This is a genomic window from Iamia sp. SCSIO 61187 (assembly GCF_019443745.1).
Taxonomy (GTDB): domain Bacteria; phylum Actinomycetota; class Acidimicrobiia; order Acidimicrobiales; family Iamiaceae; genus Iamia.
The window spans coordinates 2,654,121-2,673,274 of sequence record NZ_CP050948.1 but is presented as its reverse complement, the minus strand read 5'-3'; the positions used below and the strand labels follow the sequence as shown (position 1 = coordinate 2,673,274).

Annotated in this window: 19 protein-coding genes and 1 pseudogene; 16 read left to right on the top strand and 4 right to left on the bottom strand. The window is 74.5% G+C overall.

From position 1 onward, the window contains the following. The first annotated feature begins 51 nt into the window (after window positions 1-51). The 4 genes from HC251_RS12815 to HC251_RS12800 all read left to right on the top strand — a co-directional run bounded on the left by HC251_RS12815 (window position 52) and on the right by HC251_RS12800 (window position 5,447). Entirely contained in the window at window positions 52-2,430 is a 2,379-nt protein-coding gene (locus HC251_RS12815; RefSeq protein WP_219941006.1) for a CoA transferase, read from the top strand. Window positions 2,431-2,469: 39 nt separating this feature from the next. Beyond that, window positions 2,470-3,633 (top strand): amidohydrolase family protein, encoded by a 1,164-nt coding sequence (locus HC251_RS12810; RefSeq protein ID WP_219941005.1) that lies wholly within the window; start codon window positions 2,470-2,472, stop codon window positions 3,631-3,633. Further along, window positions 3,630-4,421 (top strand): enoyl-CoA hydratase/isomerase family protein, encoded by a 792-nt coding sequence (locus HC251_RS12805; protein WP_219941004.1) that lies wholly within the window; start codon window positions 3,630-3,632, stop codon window positions 4,419-4,421. Before HC251_RS12810 ends, HC251_RS12805 begins: the two co-directional genes overlap by 4 nt. Before the next feature lie 171 nt (window positions 4,422-4,592). Further along, on the top strand, window positions 4,593-5,447 hold the full coding sequence (locus tag HC251_RS12800; protein ID WP_219941003.1) for a hypothetical protein: 855 nt from the start codon (window positions 4,593-4,595) through the stop codon (window positions 5,445-5,447). Between the two features lie 95 nt (window positions 5,448-5,542). Here HC251_RS12800 and HC251_RS12795 read toward each other — a convergent pair whose 3' ends face one another. Further along, entirely contained in the window at window positions 5,543-5,953 is a 411-nt protein-coding gene (locus tag HC251_RS12795; protein ID WP_219941002.1) for a hypothetical protein, read from the bottom strand. After that, on the bottom strand, window positions 5,950-6,447 hold the full coding sequence (locus HC251_RS12790) for a MarR family winged helix-turn-helix transcriptional regulator (RefSeq protein ID WP_304608271.1): 498 nt from the start codon (window positions 6,445-6,447) through the stop codon (window positions 5,950-5,952). Before HC251_RS12790 ends, HC251_RS12795 begins: the two co-directional genes overlap by 4 nt. 41 nt (window positions 6,448-6,488) lie before the next feature. On the opposite strand from HC251_RS12790, the gene HC251_RS12785 reads away from it, so the two are divergent. Continuing rightward, on the top strand, window positions 6,489-6,905 hold the full coding sequence (locus HC251_RS12785) for an organic hydroperoxide resistance protein (protein WP_370651296.1): 417 nt from the start codon (window positions 6,489-6,491) through the stop codon (window positions 6,903-6,905). Between the two features lie 172 nt (window positions 6,906-7,077). After that, window positions 7,078-8,442, top strand: a complete 1,365-nt coding sequence (locus tag HC251_RS12780; protein WP_219941000.1) for an MFS transporter — start codon at window positions 7,078-7,080, stop codon at window positions 8,440-8,442. A 134-nt stretch (window positions 8,443-8,576) separates the two neighbouring features. Here HC251_RS12780 and HC251_RS12775 read toward each other — a convergent pair whose 3' ends face one another. Further along, window positions 8,577-9,395 carry a TetR/AcrR family transcriptional regulator gene (locus HC251_RS12775; protein WP_219940999.1) on the bottom strand — a complete coding sequence of 273 codons (819 nt, stop codon included), beginning with the start codon at window positions 9,393-9,395 and terminating at the stop codon, window positions 8,577-8,579. Window positions 9,396-9,483: 88 nt separating this feature from the next. Here HC251_RS12775 and HC251_RS12770 point away from each other — a divergent pair, with 88 nt between their 5' ends. The 7 genes and pseudogenes from HC251_RS12770 (at window position 9,484) to HC251_RS12740 (ending at window position 16,829) form a co-directional block, all read left to right on the top strand. Further along, entirely contained in the window at window positions 9,484-10,281 is a 798-nt protein-coding gene (locus HC251_RS12770; protein WP_219940998.1) for an enoyl-CoA hydratase-related protein, read from the top strand. A 1-nt stretch (window position 10,282) separates the two neighbouring features. Then, entirely contained in the window at window positions 10,283-11,041 is a 759-nt protein-coding gene (locus HC251_RS12765; RefSeq protein ID WP_219940997.1) for an SDR family NAD(P)-dependent oxidoreductase, read from the top strand. A 15-nt stretch (window positions 11,042-11,056) separates the two neighbouring features. After that, complete coding sequence (locus tag HC251_RS12760; RefSeq protein ID WP_219940996.1) at window positions 11,057-13,210, top strand: acyl-CoA dehydrogenase; 2,154 nt, start codon at window positions 11,057-11,059, stop codon at window positions 13,208-13,210. Then, window positions 13,207-14,070: an acyl-CoA thioesterase II gene (locus HC251_RS12755; RefSeq protein ID WP_219940995.1), complete on the top strand. Its 864-nt coding sequence runs from the start codon at window positions 13,207-13,209 to the stop codon at window positions 14,068-14,070. The genes HC251_RS12760 and HC251_RS12755 overlap by 4 nt, the downstream gene beginning before the upstream one ends. A gap of 182 nt (window positions 14,071-14,252) precedes the next feature. Beyond that, the gene (locus HC251_RS12750; RefSeq protein WP_219940994.1) at window positions 14,253-14,963 is read left to right on the top strand and encodes a M15 family metallopeptidase; all 711 of its coding nucleotides are present in this window, start codon (window positions 14,253-14,255) and stop codon (window positions 14,961-14,963) included. Window positions 14,964-15,035: 72 nt separating this feature from the next. After that, a pseudogene (locus tag HC251_RS12745) lies at window positions 15,036-15,730 on the top strand (response regulator transcription factor). Next, on the top strand, window positions 15,723-16,829 hold the full coding sequence (locus HC251_RS12740; protein ID WP_219940993.1) for a HAMP domain-containing sensor histidine kinase: 1,107 nt from the start codon (window positions 15,723-15,725) through the stop codon (window positions 16,827-16,829). Before HC251_RS12745 ends, HC251_RS12740 begins: the two are co-directional and overlap by 8 nt. On the opposite strand, the gene HC251_RS12735 is transcribed toward HC251_RS12740, so the two are convergent. Further along, window positions 16,826-17,167, bottom strand: a complete 342-nt coding sequence (locus tag HC251_RS12735) for a nuclear transport factor 2 family protein (protein ID WP_219940992.1) — start codon at window positions 17,165-17,167, stop codon at window positions 16,826-16,828. The two genes, HC251_RS12740 and HC251_RS12735, sit on opposite strands and share 4 nt — an antisense overlap. An 87-nt stretch (window positions 17,168-17,254) precedes the next feature. Here HC251_RS12735 and HC251_RS12730 point away from each other — a divergent pair, with 87 nt between their 5' ends. From HC251_RS12730 to HC251_RS12720, 3 genes are all read left to right on the top strand, one after another. Further along, window positions 17,255-18,022 carry a helix-turn-helix domain-containing protein gene (locus tag HC251_RS12730; protein ID WP_219940991.1) on the top strand — a complete coding sequence of 256 codons (768 nt, stop codon included), beginning with the start codon at window positions 17,255-17,257 and terminating at the stop codon, window positions 18,020-18,022. After that, window positions 18,013-18,354: an MmcQ/YjbR family DNA-binding protein gene (locus tag HC251_RS12725; RefSeq protein ID WP_219940990.1), complete on the top strand. Its 342-nt coding sequence runs from the start codon at window positions 18,013-18,015 to the stop codon at window positions 18,352-18,354. Before HC251_RS12730 ends, HC251_RS12725 begins: the two co-directional genes overlap by 10 nt. Window positions 18,355-18,539: 185 nt before the next feature. Next, the gene (locus tag HC251_RS12720; RefSeq protein WP_219940989.1) at window positions 18,540-19,124 is read left to right on the top strand and encodes a dihydrofolate reductase family protein; all 585 of its coding nucleotides are present in this window, start codon (window positions 18,540-18,542) and stop codon (window positions 19,122-19,124) included. Window positions 19,125-19,154: the final 30 nt, after the last annotated feature.

The window sequence follows — 19,154 nt, the reverse complement described above, 5'->3', positions numbered from 1 at the left end:
GGCGGTCCGTACCGTCCGACCCCGGATGCAGACGCCCGGAGGATCGACGTGATGGCTGGCGACGGCCCGCGGGTCCTCGCCCTGTCCTCGGGCATCCCCGGCGGGTACGCCGCCCTGCTGCTCCACGAGGCGGGCGCCGAGGTTGTGCACGTCGAGCCGGTCGGCGGCGACCCCTTCCGGTCGTGGACGCAGGGCCCGGAGCCGGTCGACGGCTGTGGCCCCCTCTTCGAGTACCTCCGCCAGGGGCAGGCAGCCGTCGCCCCGGAGAGCCCCCTCGACGCCGAGGCCATGGCCGGGTTCGGCGCCGACGTCGTGCTCGCCAGCCCGGTGGGCGACGAGCGCGCCGTGGTCGAGGAGCTCGCCGCCCGCGAACCTGGCCTGGTGGTGGTGGCCATCACCCCCTACGGGCTCCACGGGCCCGACCGGGATCGGCCGGCGACGGACTTCACGCTCCAGGCCGACAGCGGGGCGCTCGCCGTGCGCGGCGCCGCCGACGAGGAGCCGATCCAGATGGGCGGGCGGACCTCGGAGTGGCTGGCCGGCACCTACGCCGCGGCCGTCGCGCTCTGCTGCTGGCGGGGTCGGCGGGCGGGAGGACCGGGCGGGCTGGTCGACCTGTCGCTCGCCGAGGTGGCCAACCTCGGGGCCAGCAACTACCTCGACGTCTTCCACGCCGTGCAGTCCGGGGCCGAGGCCGAACCGGTCGGGCCGGTGCGCAACCGGGAGATCCCGTCGATCGAGCGGACGGCGGACGGCTGGATCGGCTTCAACACCAACGCCCCGCACCAGATCGACGGGTTCCTCCGCATGATCGGGCGCGACGACCTGGCCGACAGCGGGGAGTACATGCTGATCGGCCAGCGCCTCGCCCGGGCCGAGGAGTGGCACGAGGTCGTCGCCGGGTGGATGGGGGAGCGGACCTCGGCCGAGATCCTCGCCCTGGCGGTCGAGCGGCGGGTGCCGGTCGCGCCGGTGTGCGACGGACGCACCGTGACCGAGCTCGACCACACCGCGGCCCGGTCGAGCTTCGTCGACCTCGCCAGCGGGCGGGGGCGGGCGCCCCGCCGGCCGTGGCTGATCGACGGCGAGCCCGCCCCGCCCCCCGGCCCGGCGCCGGCGCCCCCGTCGACAGCGGCGTCGCCGCCGACGTGGCGGACCCCGTCGCGCGCCCCGGAGGTGACCCGACCCGACCTCGCCGGCCGCCCGCTGGACGGGCTCCGGGTCCTGGACCTGACCGCCTGGTGGGCGGGCCCGGCGGCCACCGCCCTCCTCGCCGCCCTCGGGGCCGACGTGATCCACGTCGAGGGACCCGACCGCATGGACGGCATCCGCATGGTCGGTGCCTCCTTCGCCGACCGCGACCGCTGGTGGGAGCTGAGCAACTACTTCCTGACCGTCAACCTGGCCAAGCGGGGCCTGGTGCTCGACCTCGGCCGCGAGCGGGGCCGGGAGCTGGCCCTCGGCCTGGTGGAGCACGTCGACGTGGTGGTGGAGAACTTCACCCCGCGCGTGCTCGACAAGCTCGGGCTCGGCTGGGACGCCATCCGGGCGGCCAACCCGCGGGCGATCCTGGTGCGGATGCCGGCCTACGGCCTCGACGGCCCGTGGGCCGACCGCCCCGGCTTCGCCCAGAACATGGAGCAGGCCTCGGGGCTGGCCTGGCTCACCGGCCACCTGGACGGGCCGCCCCGGATCCAGCGGGGGCCCTGCGACCCCAACGGCGGGCTCCACGCCGTGGTCGCCACCCTGGCGGCGCTGGCCGAGCGCGACCGCACCGGGGTCGGCGCCCACGTCGAGTCGGCCATGTTCGACTCCGCCCTCGCCGTGGCCGCCGAGCCGGTGCTCGAGTGGACCGCCCACGGCATCGTCCTCCAGCGGGACGGGAACCGCTCACCGGGCGCCGCGCCCCAGGGGCTGTACCCCACCGACGCCGAGGACGCCTGGCTCGCCGTGTCGGTCGAGACCGACGAGCAGTGGCGGGCGCTGGCGACCGTGCTCGACGGAGGGACGCCGGGCCTCGCCGCCGACCCCGCCCTCGCCGACCACCGGGGCAGGGCCGTGGCCCACGACCGGATCGACGAGGTCATCCGGGCCTGGGCGGCACCGCGGTCGGTCGAGGCCGCCGTCTCGGAGCTGGTCGCGGTCGGCGTGCCCGCGGCCCCCACCCGCGACCCCCGCCTCGTGCCCCGGCACCCGCAGCTCCGGGCCCGGGGCTACCACGAGACCGTCGACCACCCCGTCGCCGGACCCCTGCCGCTGCCGACCCAGCCCTTCCGCCTCACCGGCGTCGAGCGCTGGGCCCACCGCCCGGCGCCGTGCTTCGGCGAGCACACCGAGGAGATCCTCCGGGAGCTCCTCGGGCTCGACGCCGCCGAGATCGACCGCCTGCGCGCCGACGGCACCATCGCCGACCGGCCCGTCGGCACCTGACCACCACCCCATCCGACGAGACCCGACACCGGAGCCCCCATGACCGACCTCTTCGACCGCTTCCGCGTCATCGACGTCGACACCCACCTGACCGAACCGGCCGACGTGTGGACGTCCCGCATGCCCGCCCGCCTCCACGACCGCGTCCCCCACATCGAGCGCATCGACGGCAAGGACGTGTGGATGGCCGACGGCGGCTTCATCGGCGCCCCCGGCTTCTACTCGATGGCCGGGTGGGACGGGGTCCTGCCGGCGTCGATCCCCGAGACCTACGACGACATCGCCCCGTCGATGTACGAGCCGGAGGCGCGCGTCGCCCTGCTCGACGCCGAGGGCATCGACGCCCAGGTCCTGTACCCCAACGTCGGCGGGTTCGGGAACGGGTACTTCACCACGCTCTCGGACCGCTCGCTGGCCCTGGCCTGCGTCCAGGCCTACAACGACTTCCTGACCGACTGGACCAGCGTCGCCCCCGACCGCCTGGTCGCGGTGACGGCCCTCCCGTTCTGGGACGTGGACCTGGCCGTGGCCGAGCTCCACCGCTGCCACGCCAAGGGTCACCGCGCCGTGAACTTCTGCAACCAGCCGTCGGACCACGGCATGCCGCCGCTGGCCCACCGGCACTGGGACCCCCTGTGGGCGGCGGCCCAGGAGGCGGGCCTCTCGGTCAGCTTCCACGTCGGTGGTGGGTCGATGGGCACCCAGTTCGAGGACGTCGCCGAGATGGGGTGGATGACCAACTTCGCCAAGGTGTCGTCGCTCATCTTCCTCGACAACATCCGCTGCGTGACCGACCTCATCTTCGGGGGCGTCTGCCACCGCTTCCCCGACCTGAGGCTGGTGTCGGTCGAGTCCGGCGTGGGCTGGATCCCCGCCATGTTGGAGACCTGCGACTGGCAGTGGCGCAACGGCGGCGTCGGCGACGAGCACCCCGAGTACGACCTGCTGCCCAGCGAGTACTTCCAGCGCCAGATCTACGGGTGCTTCTGGTTCGAGGAGGAGGCCGCCGTCGAGGCCCTCCGCCGCTACCCGGACAACATCCTCTACGAGACCGACTACCCCCACCCCACGTGCCAGCACCCCGGGCCCCGCACCCCGGCGCAGCGCCCGCGCGACTACGCCACCCGGGCGCTCGGCGGCCTGCCCGACGACGTCCTCGACAAGGTCCTGCACGCCAACGCGGCCCGCATCTACGGCCTGTGAGCCCCGCCGCCGACCTCCCGCTCGCCGCCCCCGACCTCGGCTCGCCGCACCTGGCGGTGCACCTCGACGGGCGCGTCCTGCACCTCCGCATCGACCGGACCGAGCGCCGCAACGCCTTCACCCAGGACATGTACCGGGCCCTGAAGCGGGCGGCGACCTGGGCCGACCAGCAGGCGGGCCTCGACGCCGTCTGCCTCACCGGCACCGACGAGTGGTTCGGCGCCGGCGGCGACATGTCCGGGGAGTCGGCCGACCCCGAGGGCCTCGCCGCCGAGTGGGACCCCACCGAGCAGTTCCCGTTCCGCCACATCGAGCGGTGCTCGAAGGTGTGGGTGGCCCGGATCAACGGCCTGGCCCACGCCGGCGGCCTCGTCCTGGCCCTGCACTGCGACGTCACCATCGCCTCGGACCGGGCCCGGTTCCGTGCCCCCGAGCTCCTCCGGGGCATCCCCGACCCCTTCCTCGTCTCCCGGCTGGTGGCCGCCGTCGGGCTGCCCCGGGCCAAGACCCTGCTCTTCACCGCCCGGGAGGTCGACGCGGCCGAGGCCGGCGCCATGGGTCTGGTCGGGCGGGTCGTGCCCCACGAGGAGCTCGACGCGGCCACCACCGCGGCCCTGGACGGCATCGCCCGCACCGGACCGGCCGCCCGGGCCGCGGTCAAGAAGGACCTCAACGGCCAGCTGCGCCCCGCCGACGTCGGGCTCTTCGCCGACGCCATCCGGTCGCCCGAGATGGTCGAGGGCATGACCGCGTTCCTCGAGCGGCGCGCCCCCGACTGGCCCCGCTGACCCGACCGTCAGGGCCCCGGAGGTCGCCGATGCCCACTCGTCGATCACCGCCGCGGGACCCGTTGTCCGTCACGGTCGGGGTCACGGCGGATCGTGGAACGCCCAGACGGTGGACCGGCCCGCGGGCTGTTGGTACCGTCGCGACACCGCGAGGAACGAAAGGGCAGCCCGATGCTCCGACGACGTCGCACCCACCGCTCGATCCCGATCGCCTGCGTGGCGGCCGCGGTGGCTCTGGTGGCCTCCAGCTGCCAGTACTACGTCGCGGCGCAGGAGCACCGAGAGACGTCGCCCGACACCCGCCCGTGGTGGTGCCACTCCAGCGGTGACGGCGGCCACGCCGGGGGCCACGGCGACGACGACGGCGGCGCCTACGACGGTCAGACCAAGGGCATGCTCTCCTGGGACGACTGCATCTCCGTCTCGGTGCAGCTCGACGCCGCCCTCGCGTACGTCAACCAGTGGCCCACCGCAGGCGAGGCCGAAGCGGCCGGCTTCCACCAGGTCGTCCCGTACGTCGCCGGGATGGGCACCCATCACGTGCGGGTCCAGGACTTCGGCGCCCACCACTTCGACGACCCGGACTTCGACCCCCTCGAGCCGGTGCTCGAGGGCAGCATCATCGACGAGACGTTCGATCCCGCCCAGCCGGAGTTCCTGATGTACGACGGGAACGGGCCGGCCGCCCGTCTGGTCGGCATGGCGTGGTACGTCAGGTCCGTCGACGGCCACCCCCCGGCCGGCTTCGCCGGCGGCAACGACTGGTGGCACGTCCACCCGCGTCTCTGCTTCGATCGGGACACCGTGGAGTTCCGCGGCCAGGGCCGCACCGACGAGGGGTGCGCGCAGCTCAACGGGGTGAACCTCCACCTCGACGACTACTGGATGGTCCACGCATGGATCGTCCCCGGTTGGACCCATGAGCCCGACGTCTTCGTCAACCACCACCCCTGCCTCCTCGCCGGGGGGCCGGCGCCGCACGACGACCCGTGCTGGGACATGGCGGGAGGACACACCGGCCACTGACGATCGGGTCGCACCGGCACGCCGCGGTCTGCGGGACGCCGGCCGGCGTGACGCCGAGCGCGACCTGACGACGTTCGCGCCCGACCGCTGAGCGCTCAGCGGCGGGTGGAGCGCCACTCCCGCCAGGCGCCGGTCGACCAGAGCGCCCAGGCGACCAGGACGGGCTGGAAGGGCAGGCGGAGGGCCCGCTTCAGGTCGCTGTCGAGCCCGAAGGCGTCGGTGCCCTCGACCAGCTGGGCGACGTTGCCGGGGAAGATCACGACGAAGAAGCCGGCGACGACCCACCCGACGGCGGTGCGCCGGCGCCGCAGGAGGAGCAGGGCCAGGCCGAGGGTGATCTCGACGACGCCCGAGGCGACCACCACGGCGTCGGCCCCGACGGGGAACCAGTCGGGCACCTGGGCCTGGAACTCCTCCCGCTGGGCGGTGAGGTGGCCGGTCCCGGCCACGACGAGGGCGCCGCCCAGCGCCCACCGCCCGATCGTGCGGATGCGGTCGTCGCTCATGAGGGGTCCTGGGGGTCGGCGGGGGTGGTCGGTGCGGCGGCATCGAGGTTGGCGATCAGCCGATCGACCAGCGAGCGGAGGGCGAGGCCGTCCTCGAAGGTGAGCCCGAGCTGCTCGACGAGGGCGCCGGGCACGTGGGCCAGGTCGTCCTGGAGGGCGTCGCCGGCCTCGGTGAGGGCGACGACCACGCGGCGCTCGTCGTCGGGGTCGCGCCGGCGGGTCACCAGGCCGGCGCCCTCGAGCCGCTTGAGCAGGGGGGTGAGGGTGCCGGAGTCGAGGCGGAGGCGCCGGCCCAGCTCGCCGACGGTCTGGCTCCCGGGGCCGGACCAGAGGGCGAGCAGCGCGAGGTACTGGGGGTAGGTCACGCCGGCCGGTTCGAGGAGGGGGCCGTAGGCCCGGGTGAGGGCGCGGGAGGCGGCGTAGAGGGGGAAGCACAGCTGGAGGTCGAGCTCGAGCTGGGGGTGGCGGGCCATGGTGCCGAGATTATCGCGCACGCAATCCAATTGTGCACAATAGAGTGCGGGGCATGACCGAGATGAACGTCCTCTACAGCACCACCGCCCACGCCACCGGCGACGGCCGCAACGGCCACGTCGCCTCCGACGACGGGCTCGTCGACGCCGAGGTCCGCCTGCCGGTCGAGCTGGGCGGTCCGGGTGCGGCCACCAACCCCGAGCAGCTCTTCGCCGCCGGCTACGCCGCCTGCTTCCACTCCGCGCTCCGCCTCGTCGCCGCCCAGGGAGGGATCGACACGGCCGACTCCGCGGTGTCGGCCACCGTGCACCTCGGCTCGACCGAGACCTTCCCGTTCGGCCTGGCCGTCGACCTCGACGTCAGCCTGCCCAACGCCTCCGCCGAGGACGCCCGCAAGGCCGTCGAGCAGGCCCACGAGGTGTGCCCCTACTCCAACGCCACCCGAGGCAACATCACCGTGCAGCTCAGCGTCGTGTGACCTGGGAGGCGACGGCGGCGGCGTCGTACCGTCGGAGCGTGACCTCCCGCCGAGCCGCCGCCGCCGCATGAGCTCGGGCGGAGGGCCCCGGCCCGACCGGATCCCTCGGCCCTCGGCGGTCCGGACGCGGATCGGAGCGCGGATCGAGCAGGGCGGCCGCTACCCCCGCGCCGTGCTCCTGGTCGCCCTGTCGGGCCTCTTCGCCACCACCTTCCCGGTCACCATCTTGACCCTGGCGATCCCGACCATCGCCGACGACCTCGGCAGCACGGAGACGACCCTGGCCTGGGTGCTGACCCTGCCGATGGTGGGCTCGGCGCTGGCCCTGCCCATCCTCGGCAAGCTGGGGGACCTCCACGGCCACCGGCGGGTCTTCCTCACCGGGTTCGCCCTGGCCGTCGCCTTCACCGCCCTCAGCGCCACGGCGACGAGCGCTCCCGCCCTCATCGCCTGGCGGACCCTGGGCCAGATCGCCGGCACGAGCACGATGCCGAGCTCGTTGGCCCTGATCAACGCGGTCCACGTCGGGGAGCGCCGGGCCAAGGCCATGGGCTGGTGGTCGATGATCTCGGCCGGCGCCCCCGTCGTCGGCCTCACCATCGGGGCCCCGGCCATCGACGTGCTGGGCTGGCCCACCCTCTTCCTCCTCCAGGCGGCCCTGATGGTGCTGCCGGTCGCGGCCTCGTGGGCGATCCTGCGCGAGACGCCCCGGCGGGCGGCCCGGTTCGACGTGCCGGGTGCCGCCAGCCTGGCGATCGGCATCGGGCCGCTGCTGGTGGTGGCGAGCGAGGCACGCCGGTGGGGGATCCTCAGCCCCTGGACGCTGGCGCTCTCGGCGGTGGCGGTGGCCGGGCTGGCCGCGTTCGTGGGCGTCGAGCGCCGGAGCCCCGCGCCGCTGGTGCCCCTGGCGTTCCTGCGCGCCCGGTCGACCGGTTCGACCCTGGTGGTGACGCTCCTCACCGGGGCCTCGTACATGGGGGGCTTCTTCCTGGCCTCGCTCCTGGTGGTGCAACAGTTCGACTACTCGCTCACCAGCGCCGTGCCCATCCTCAGCATCCGGCCGGTGCTGTTCGCCGTGATGTCACCCGTCGGGGGCCGGGTGACGGCCCGGGTCGGCGCCCGGCTCTCGGCCCTCGCCGGCTGCGTCGTGCTCGGCCTCGGCATGGCGGGCCTGGCGACGGGCTCGGCGCTCGACTCGCTGCCGATGGTCGTCGTCGGCGGGTTCGTCCTCCAGGGGACGGGCTACGGGTTGCTGCGGCCGGCGATCAGCACCGCCCTGGCCGACGCCGTCGACGAGGGCGACCTGGGCATGGCCGGCGCCGCCGAGCGCCTCGCCGGCCAGCTCGGCGTGGTCTTCGGCATCACGATCCTCGCCTCGCTCTACGCCGGTGACCTCGACCGGTTCCCGCTCGCCTTCGCCGTCGGTGCGGCCTTCGCCGTCGCCGCGGCCGTCGCCGCCCCGGGCATGGCGCGACCGGTCACGCCCCCCGGCGACGGCCGCCGCCGGGTCCTCGTCGAGGGCGAGGCGGTCGGCTGACCGTCGGCCCCGACCCGCTCGTTCGAGACGCCGCAGCGGGGGAGGAGTGCGGCCCCCCGACCATGGAATGTCGTTCCGACACCGCTCCCTGCGGTCATCGGGCCCGACGACCTCCGCCGGCGCCCTGCGGTCCGCTAGGGACCGTCGCCGGGCGAGGCGGACCGGCCCGCGACCCGCTCGTCGCCCCGGGTGTCGGCCTGGCGGAGCACCTGGCGGACGCGCTCGTGGGACATCCCGGCGGCGGCACCCACCTGGCGGAGGCTGTGGCCCTCGGCCACCGCCTCGGCGATGCCGGCGTGGAGCGAGTGGCGCGCCTCGTCGACCGCCGCCGCCCGGGTCCGCACCCGGGCCAGGGCGGGGGAGCGGTCGTCGTCGGACCCGGCCGATCGGAGCAGCAGGTCGGCCAGGCGGGCGAAGGCGACGTCGGAGGGCGGCGCCTCCTCCAGGGCGGCGAAGACCAGCATCCCCATGGAGAGCAGGGCCATGACCCGGGCCAGGTCGTCGGTGCTGACCGCCGGCTCGATCAGGCCGTGGGCCACGGCCTCGTCGTTGGTGGTCGTCATGGCGTCGAGGTACCGGCCGAGGCCGCGCTGGAGGATCCCCGCCACCTGCGGGTCCCGGCGGGCGACGACGATGACGTCCAGGAGCAGCAGCCGGCGCCGGTCGGGGCGGGTGGTCATCGACCGGATGATCACCTTCGACGCCTCGGCCCACGGGAGGGTGGCGATGTCACCCGCGGTGCGGAGGATGGCCTCGACCGGGGCCAGGCCCACGGTGGCGATCAGGAGGTCGAGCTTGCCCGAGAAGTGGGCGTACACCGCACCGGTGGTCACGCCGGCCCGCTCGGCGATGCCCGCCACGGTGGCCGCCTCGTAGCCCTTGGTGGAGAACTCCTCGAAGGCGGCGTCCACCAGGGCGGCGCGGGAGCTGGGGCGGACGCCCTCGGTGGCCATCGTCACGAGGCTACCGCCGAGCGTCAGAAGAGTTGACGAATGCCGGGGCCCCACGCCCCTGATCTGTACCGACTAGCGTAACGGCACTATGCCCGAGACCCCCGACGAGCCCGAGGTCATCACCGAGCGGCGCGACGCTGTCCTGGTCGTGCGCATCAACCGCCCCGCCAAGCGCAACGCCCTCAACGGCGCCGTGATGGCCGGCATCGGCCGGGCCATCGGCGAGGCCGACGCCACCCCCGACGTCCGCGCCGTCGTCCTCACCGGCACCGGGGACCGGTCGTTCTGCGCCGGCATGGACCTGGCCGCCTTCGCCGGCGGCGACCTGGCGCCCAGCGAGGACGACAAGGCCCACATGGCCACCTTCGGGCGCTTCATGTCCCGCGGCGAGGCCGCGACCCCCGTGATCGGCGCGGCCCAGGCGACGGCCCTCGCCGGCGGGTTCGAGCTGCTGATGGCGTGCGACCTGGTGGTCGCCGCCGCCGACGCCCGCTTCGGGCTGCCCGAGGTCAAGCGGGGCCTGTTCGCGGCGGGGGGCGGCATGTTCCTCTCCCGGCGGATCCCGCTGGCGAAGGCGCTGGAGCTGACCCTCACCGGTGACCCGATCGACGCCGCCGAGGCGGTCCGCCTCGGGCTGATCAACGCAGCCGTGCCCGCCGCCGAGGTCCTCGACGCCGCCGTCGCCCTGGCCGAGCGGGTGGCCGCCAACGGGCCGCTGGGCGTGCAGGCGACCAAGGAGCTCCTGCGCCGGGCCGCCTTCGAGCCGGCGGCCGAGGTCTGGGCGCGCCACGCCGAGCTGCAGGCCTCCGTGTTCGCCAGCGAGGACGCGCGCGAGGGATCGATGGCGTTCGTCGAGAAGCGCACGCCCGTCTGGAGGGGACGCTGACATGGAGATCCAGGGCAAGAAGGCCATCGTCTTCGGCGGTGCCTCGGGCATGGCCAAGGCCAGCGCCGAGCTGCTGCGGGAGAGGGGGGCCGACGTCGCCATCGTCGACCTCCCGACGTCGCGGGGCGCCGAGGTGGCCGAGGCGCTCGACGCACCGTTCTTCGCGTGCAACGTCATGGACGAGGAGCAGACGGCAGCCGCCGTGGCCGGCGCCGTCGAGGCCCTCGGCGGCGTGCACGTCTCGGTGAACACCACCGGCGGGGGCATCGCCAAGCGCACGCTCACCCGGGAGGGCCCGCACCCGCTGGCGGACTTCCGCCGCATCATCGAGCTCAACCTCATCTCGGCGTTCGACATCAGCCGCCTGGTCGCCGACGCCATGAGCCGCAACGAGCCCGAGGACGACGAGCGCGGCGTCATCATCAACACGGCGTCGATCGCCGCCTTCGAGGGCCAGATCGGCCAGGTCGCCTACACCGCGGCCAAGGCGGGCATCGCCGGCATGGCCCTCACCATGGCCCGCGACCTCGGGTCGCTCGGCATCCGTGCCGTCACCATCGCCCCGTCGCTCTTCGCCACCGGCCTCACCGCCGGCATCCCCGACGAGGTCGAGGCCGCCCTCACCAAGGACGCCGCCTTCCCCAAGCGGATGGGGCGGCCCGGCGAGTACGCCAAGCTCGTCGCCGCCATCGTCGAGAACCCCATGCTGAACGGCGGCACGATCCGTCTCGACGCCGGCCAGCGCTTCGCCCCCAAGTAGCCCTCGGAGACCCCCATGTCGATCGCCATCACCGATGACCACCTCGAGCTCGAGTCGGTCACCCGCTCCGCCCTCGAGAAGCGCGGCGCCCGGGCCGAGGCCCGCCAGCTGCTGGACGGGGCCGACGAGGGCCTGCCCTCGTCCTGGTCCGACGCCTCCGAGCTCGGCTGGCTCGGGCTCCACGTCGCCGAGGAGCACGGTGGCTCGGGCTTCGGGATCGAGGAGCTCGTCGTGGTCGTCGAGCAGATGGGCCGGGCCGTGGCGCCGGGCCCGTTCGTGCCGACCGTCATCGCCAGCGCGGTGCTGTCGGCGGTCGCCGACGACGACACCAGGGCCCGGCTGCTGCCGGGGCTCGTCAGCGGGGAGCTGACCGGCGCCGTCGCCCTCGGTGGCACCGTGACCGTCGACGGGGCCACGGCGTCGGGCGACGCCGGTGCCGTCCTGGGCGGGGGGCTGGCCCAGGTGCTGCTGATCCCGGCGGGTGACGACGTCGCCGTGGTCGCGGTCGGCGACGGTGTCGCCGTCGACGTCCCGGCCAACCTCGACCCCACCCGCCGGTCGGCCCGCGTCACCCTCGACGGGGCGGCGGCGACCGTCATCCCCGGCGCCCGCCGGACCCTGGTCGACCTGGCCCGGCTGCTGCTGGCGGCCGAGGCGGTCGGCGTGGCCCGGGAGTGCACCGACATGGCCGCGGCGTACGCCAAGGAGCGGATCCAGTTCGGTCGGCCCATCGCCATGTTCCAGGCCGTCAAGCACCACTGCGCCAACATGGCCGTCGCCACCGAGCTGGCCACCAGCGCCGTGTGGGACGGCGCCCGGGCCGCCTCGACCGGCGGTGACCAGCTCACCTACGCCGCCGCCGTGGCCGTCACGCTGGCGGCCCCGGCCGCCGACCTGTGCGCCAACCTCAGCACCCAGGTGCACGGCGGCATCGCCATCACCTGGGAGCACGACGCCCACCTGTTCATGCGCCGGGCCACGACCCTGCTGGCGATCCTCGACCCCGAGGCCGTCGCCGCCGAGCTGACGGACCTCACCCGTGCCGGCGTGACGCGGGCCAAGGCCGTCGAGCTGCCCCCCGAGGCCGACGCCATCCGCGCCGAGGTGCGGGCGTTCGCCGAGGAGATCAAGGGCCTCTCGGCCGAGGACCAGCGGACCCGGTTGATCGAGACCGGCTACGTGATGCCCCACTGGCCCAAGCCCTACGGCCGCGACGCGGGGCCGGTCGAGCAGCTCGTCGTGGCCGAGGAGCTCAAGGCGGCCGGCATCACCAAGCCGGCGTACGGCATCACCGGCTGGGTGATCCTCACCCTGATCCAGTTCGGCACCGAGGACCAGGTCGCCCGCTGGGTCCGGCCCGCGCTGGACCAGGACGTGATCTGGTGCCAGCTCTTCAGCGAGCCCGACGCCGGCTCCGACGCCGCCGGCGTCAAGACCCGCGCCACCCGGGTGGAGGGCGGCTGGAAGATCAACGGTCAGAAGGTCTGGACCTCCGGTGCCCACGTCGCCGGCATGGGCTTCGCCACCGTCCGGACCGACCCCGACGTGCCCAAGCACCAGGGCATCACCATGGTGGTGGTCGACATGCACGCCGAGGGCGTCGAGGTCCGGCCCCTCAAGATGACGACCGGCGGCTCGGAGTTCAACGAGGTCTTCTTCAACGACGTCTTCGTCCCCGACGACGACGTGGTCGGGCCCGTCGACGGCGGCTGGACCGTCGCCCGGGCCACGCTCGGCAACGAGAGCGTGAGCATCGGCGGCGGCCAGGGCGGCATGGCCACGCCGGCCTCGGCGCTGGTGGCCCTGCTCGACGCCCACCCCGACCGCCTCGCTGGCGGCGCCGCGCGCGTGGGCCGCTACGCCGCCACCGAGCAGGGCATGGGCCTGCTGAACCTGCGCAGCGTGTTCCGGGCGGTGGCCGGTGGCGGGCCGGGGCCGGAGGGCGCCATGACCAAGCTGATCCTTTCCGAGCTGGGTCACGAGGCCGTCGCCATCCAGACCGCCCTGCACGGGGCCGACGTCCCGTTCATGGATGGTGCCGCCGCCATGAGCAACTTCATGGTGCTGATCCACCGGGGCATGTCGATCGCCGGGGGGACGTCGGAGATCAAGCGCAACCAGATCGGCGAGCGCATCCTCGGCCTGCCCCGCGACCCCCTGATCACGTGACCGAGGTCGTCACCCCCGCAGAGACGACCCACCCGCGACCGGGGGACCAGGAGCTGATCCCCCTTCGCCCGGGGACGACGGCGGGCGCCAGCTCGTTCACGCTCACCCCCGCCCTGGCGCGCGTCGACGGAGCCCTCTACGGCGGGACCGGCGTCGCCGCGTCGGTCCTCGCCATGGAAGCGGCGACCCAGCGCGACGCCCTGTGGGTCGTCACCCAGTTCATCGCCCCGGCCCACGTCGGCGACGTCATCGAGCTCCAGACCACCGAGCTGGCCCTCGGCGGGCGCATCGCCCAGCTCGACGTGCGGGCCCACGTGGGCGACCGGCTGACCTTCTGCGCCCTCGGGTCCACCGCCCACCCCCGCCCCGGCGGGCTCACCGGCCAGTACGTGCCGATGCCGGCCGTCTCGCCCCCGGACGACAGCGCCCCGATGCCCTTCGGCCCGGCCGACGAGGACTGGGTCGGCGAGGGCCGCCGGCTCGAGTACCGGAGGGCGGCGCCGCTCGGCGAGGCGCCGCCCTCCGGCACCCTGCGCCTCTGGGCGCGCCTGCGCGGGATCGAGGAGCTCACCCCGGCGGGCGTGGCCTACCTGGCCGACATGGTGCCCCCGGCCCTGGCCCACGCCGTCGGCCGCATGGGCGGCGGCTTCAGCCTCGACAACTCCCTCCGCTTCGGCGCCCTCCCGCCGACCGAGTGGCTGCTCCTCGACCTGCAGGGCGAGCTGGCCGCCGCCGGCTACGGCCACGGGCGCTTCACGGCCTGGACGCCCGACGGCGCTCTCGTGGCCACCGGCAGCCAGACCGCGAGCATGGTCCACCTCTTCGCCCCCGACGAGGCCGGAGGCCGCCAGGGCGGCTGAGCCGGAGGGTGGACCCGCCCACCGGTGCCAGGCACCGGCAGGCGGTCCGACTCCCTGGGCCGGGAACCACGTGGTCCCGGGCCTCGACGGGGCTGGCCCGTCGTGGCCCCCGACCGCGCTCCTGGCCGGAGCGCGCTCCTGGCCGGGGAAGGCGTGTATCGCCGGCGTATGGAGAACCACCGATGCCGTCGCAACGGGGCATGGTCCTCACTGGCGGCATGGAGCACCGCGCCGCCCCGCCCGCGCCCGCCCGCTCGGCGCCCCGGATCGTCCTCCTCGCCCTCCTCGGCGCCGCCCTCGCCGCATCGGTGGCCCTGCCGTCGCTCGGATCCGCCGACGGCGGCGGCGACCGCCGCGGCGGGGTTGCGGTGTGGGCGCCGGCGCGGCCGGGCGCGCCGACCGGCGGCACCCGCGCGACCGGCCCGGCCCCGCCGGCCGACCCTGACGGGGTCATCCCCGACGGGGCGGCGGTCTCGGTGTTCGACGAGGAGGTGCCGGCGGTCGGCCGGCTCGACCCGAACCTCCTCGACGCGTTGCAGCGGGCGGCGACGGCCGCCGAGGCCGACGGCGTCGGGATCCTGGTCAACAGCGGCTGGCGATCGGCCGAGCACCAGCAGCGACTCCTGGACGAGGCGGTCGACGAGCACGGCTCGCCCGAGGAGGCGGCACGGTGGGTCGCCACCCCGGAGACGTCGCGGCACGTCTCGGGGGACGCGGTCGACGTCGGACCGCCCGAGGGCGCGGCCTGGCTGGCCGACCACGGCGCCGCCCACGGACTGTGCCCGACCTACGCCAACGAGCCCTGGCACTTCGAGCTCCACCCCGCCGCGGTCGACGACGGCTGCCCCCCGACGTACGCCGACCCGACCGAGGACCCGAGGATGCAGCCGTGAGCCGGCTCCGGGCCGCAGCGGACCGGCGGGAACCCATATGCCAGCGATATCCCGGGCTACGTAGGGTCGGGGATGCGCGTGCTGATCGTGGAGGACGAGCCCTTCCTGGCCGACGCCGTCCGTGACGGCCTCCGGCTGGAGGCGATCGCCGCGGACATCGCCGGCGACGGCGACACCGCCCTCGAGCTGCTCCGCATCAACTCCTACGACATCGCCGTCCTCGACCGCGACATCCCCGGCCCCTCCGGTGACGAGGTCGCCCGGCACATCGTCGCCTCCGGCCACGACATCCCATCCTCATGCTCACCGCGGCCGACCGGATCGACGACAAGGCGTCCGGGTTCGAGCTCGGCGCCGACGACTACCTCACCAAACCGTTCGAGCTGCGCGAGCTCGTCATGCGGCTGCGGGCGCTCGACCGGCGGCGGGCCCACGCCCGTCCCCCGATCAGCGAGATCGCCGGCGTCCGGCTGGACCCGTTCCGTCGGGAGGTCTTCCGCGACGGACGCTACGTGGCGCTCACCCGCAAGCAGTTCGCCGTGCTCGAGGTCCTCGTCGCCGCCGAGGGCGGGGTCGTCAGCGCCGAGGAGCTCCTGGCGCGGGCCTGGGACGAGAACGCCAACCCCTTCACCAACGCCGTCCGCATCACCGTGTCCGCCCTGCGGAAGCGCCTGGGCGAGCCCTGGGTCATCGCCACCGTGCCCGGCGTCGGCTACCGGATCGACACCGGCTCCGCCCCCGGCACTGCGGGTGACGTCGATGGGTAGGCCCCGCGGGCTCAGCGCCCGGATGAAGCTCACCCTCAGCTACGCCGGGCTGGTCGTCGTCGCCGGGGTCATCCTCCTGGCCGTGGTCCGGGTGTTCCTGCTGCGCTACGTGCCCGACCACACGATCGTCGTCGGACCGCTCGATGCGAGCGGTCAGCCCGGCCGGCCCGGCCCCCACGTCCCCAGCCGGTCCGACCTCGAGCGCGCCTTCACCCCGCGCGCCCTCCAGGCCCTGGCGTTGCTCCTGGTGCTCGGCCTCGTCGGGGGATGGACGCTCGCCGGGCGGATGCTCGCCCCGCTGCGGCGCATCACCCAGGCCACCCGCCTGGCCGCGACCGGGTCGCTCGGGCACCGGATCCAGCTGGAGGGTCGCACCGACGAGCTCCGCGAGCTGGCCGACGCCTTCGACGCCATGCTCGAGCAGCTCGAGGCCCACGTCGCCGAGCAGCAGCGCTTCGCCGCCAACGCCTCCCACGAGCTGCGCACCCCGCTGGCCATCTCGCAGACGCTCCTCGAGGTCGCCCGCCAGGACCCCACGCGGGACCAGGGCGAGCTCATCGAGCGCCTCCACACGGTCAACGCCCGGGCCATCGACCTCACCGAGGCCCTCCTCCTGCTCAGCCGGAGCGACCGCCGGAGCTTCACCCGCGAACCGGTCGACCTCTCGCTCATCGCCGAGGAGGTGGCCGAGGCGCTGCTCCCGCTCGCCGAGGAGCGTGGCGCCACGCTCGACGTCACCGGCGAGCCCACGCCGACGGTCGCGTCCCGGGCGCTGCTGCTGCGGATGGTCACGAACCTGGTCCAGAACGCCGTGGTCCACAACCTCCCCGACGGGGGCACCGTCACGGTGCACACCGAGCCGCAGGAGGGGGCCGCCGTGCTCCGGGTCGAGAACACCGGGCGCCCCGTGTCGCCGGAGCTCCTCCCGACCCTGACCGAGCCGTTCCAGCGCGGCACCGAGCGCGTCCGGACCGACGCCCACGTCGGCGTCGGTCTCGGGCTGGCGATCGTGCACAGCATCGTCACGGCCCACGACGGCACCCTCGACCTCACCCCCCGCCCGGGCGGCGGCCTGGTCGTGACCGTGGTGCTCGGCTAGGGCCGCTTGCCGTAGCCCAGCGCCTCGACGATCTTGCCGTCGCGGATGCGCATGAGGTTCACGCCCCGGTAGCCCTCCGCCCCGGCGATCCGCCAGCGGACGACGGCGCGGTCACCGTGGACGTCGACGTCCTCGACGGTGAACCGGATCGCGGGGTCGGTCGCCAGCCCCTGCCAGCCGGCGAGGCACTCGTCGTAGCCCGACCACCGGTTGCCGTCGGGGGCGGGGCCCGTGCCCTCCATGACGCAGTCGGGGGCGATGAGGTCCACGAGCTTCTCGGGTGCCCGCTCCAGGAACGCGGCGTTGTACTGGTCGATCACGGTTGCGGTGTCGGTCATGGGGGCATCGTCCGCGGGGGAGTCGCGGCCAGCAACTCCCTCGAGGGAATCGCACCGGGTCCCGCCATGGCCGAAGATCGTCCGTCGATGAGCCACTTCCCGACCGTCCTGCGTCGCTGGCGCACGGCCCGCCGGATGAGCCAGCTGGACCTGGCGGTGCGCGCCGGCACGACCCAGCGCCACCTGAGCTTCGTCGAGCAGGGTCGCTCCCGCCCGGGTCGCGGCGTGGTGCTCCGCCTGGCCGAGTCGCTGGACCTCACCTTGCGCGAGCGCAACGAGCTGCTCGTGGCGGCCGGGTTCGCCCCCGCGTTCCCCGAGTCCCCGCTCGACGACGACGCCCTCCGTCCGGTGCGCCGGGCGCTGGACGCGATCCTCGACGGCCACCTCCCGTTCCCGGCGATGGTCGTGCGTCCCCACGGCGTCCTGGTCACCGCCAACCGGGCCTTCGAGGTCTTCCACGAGGACGTCGACCCCTGCCTGCTCGCGCCGCCAGTCAACGTGTGGCGGCTCGCCCTCCACCCCGACGGCCTGGCCGCACGGGTGCGCAACCTGCCCGCCTGGGGACGGCACATCACCGAGAGCATGCGGGCCCAGCTGGTGCGCAGCCCCGATCCCGCGCTGGAGGCACTGCTCGACGAGCTGGAGGGCTACCTCCCCCCGCTGGCCGCCGAGGCCGAGGTGCTGGGCTTCTCGGTCCCCCTGGAGCTCGCCTCCCGGGACGGTGAGCTGCGGCTCATCACCACGCTCACGTCGCTGGCCACCGCGGTCGACGTGACCCTCGCCGAGCTCCACCTCGAGGCGTTCCTGCCCGCCGACGACCGCACCGCCGAGGTGCTGCGCCGCCGATGGGGGTGACGATCGACGACGCCCGGGCCATCGCGGCCACCCTGCCTCGCTCGTACGAGGCGTCCGTCCGCGACTCGGTGCGGTTCCGGGTCGGGAGCCTCGTCTACGCCGCCTTCTACGAGGACGACACGATCATGGGCTTCGGCTTCCCGAAGGAGGAGCGCGAGGCGCTCGTCGAGTCCGAGCCCGGCAAGTTCCTCCTGCCCCGGCCCTCGGACATGCGGTTCCGGTGGGTCTGCGTCCGGCTCGAGGCCCTGGACCTCGACGAGCTGCGGGAGCTGCTCGTCGACGCCTGGCGGATGTGCGTTCCCAAGAAGGTGGCCGCCGCCTACGACGGCTGACCGAGACGGTGTCGACGCCGGGACCAGGCCGGCGGTGAACGACACCCACCACGATCGCGATCGACGCGATCGACAGCCGGCGGGAATGATCGGCGATCCGACCTGTCGATCCCCGCCGGGTCCGTTCGTGGAGAGGTCAGGGACCGCACCCGGCGGGCCCGCCCGATGCGCACCAGGAGATCACCGTGACCGCGACCTACACCTTCGACGTCTTCGCCAGCCTCGACGGCTACGGCTCGTACCGCGAGCCCGGCGACTGGGGCGGCTACTGGGGCAAGCAGGGTCCCGAGCTGCTCGAGCGCCGCCTCGCCCTGTACGGCCCCGAGCAGCGCATGGTCTTCGGGGCCACGACCCTCCGCCAGTTCATCGAGATGATCGGCTCGAGCACCGAGGAGTCCGAGGTGCGGGACCCGTGGGTCGACCGGATGAGGGCCCTGCCGGCGACCGTCGTCTCGAGCACCCTGCAGGTGCCGCTGGACTGGCCCGACGCGACGATCGTGGGCGGTGACGCCGTCGACGTCGTGGCCCGGCTCAAGGAGGAGTCCGACGTCCCGCTGCGCTCGCACGGCAGCCTGTCGCTGAACCGGGCGCTGATGGCCGCCGGCCTCGTCGACCGCGTCCAGATCACCGTCTTCCCGGTGATCACGGGGACCACGGGGACGGACCCGATCTTCCGGGGTGCCGCCGACTTCGACCTCGACCTGGTCGAGACCCGGACCCTGGACGGCCACACCCAGGAGCTCACGTACCGGCCCACCCTCCACGGCTGAACCGGCGCCGTGCCGTGAACGGGGCGCGAA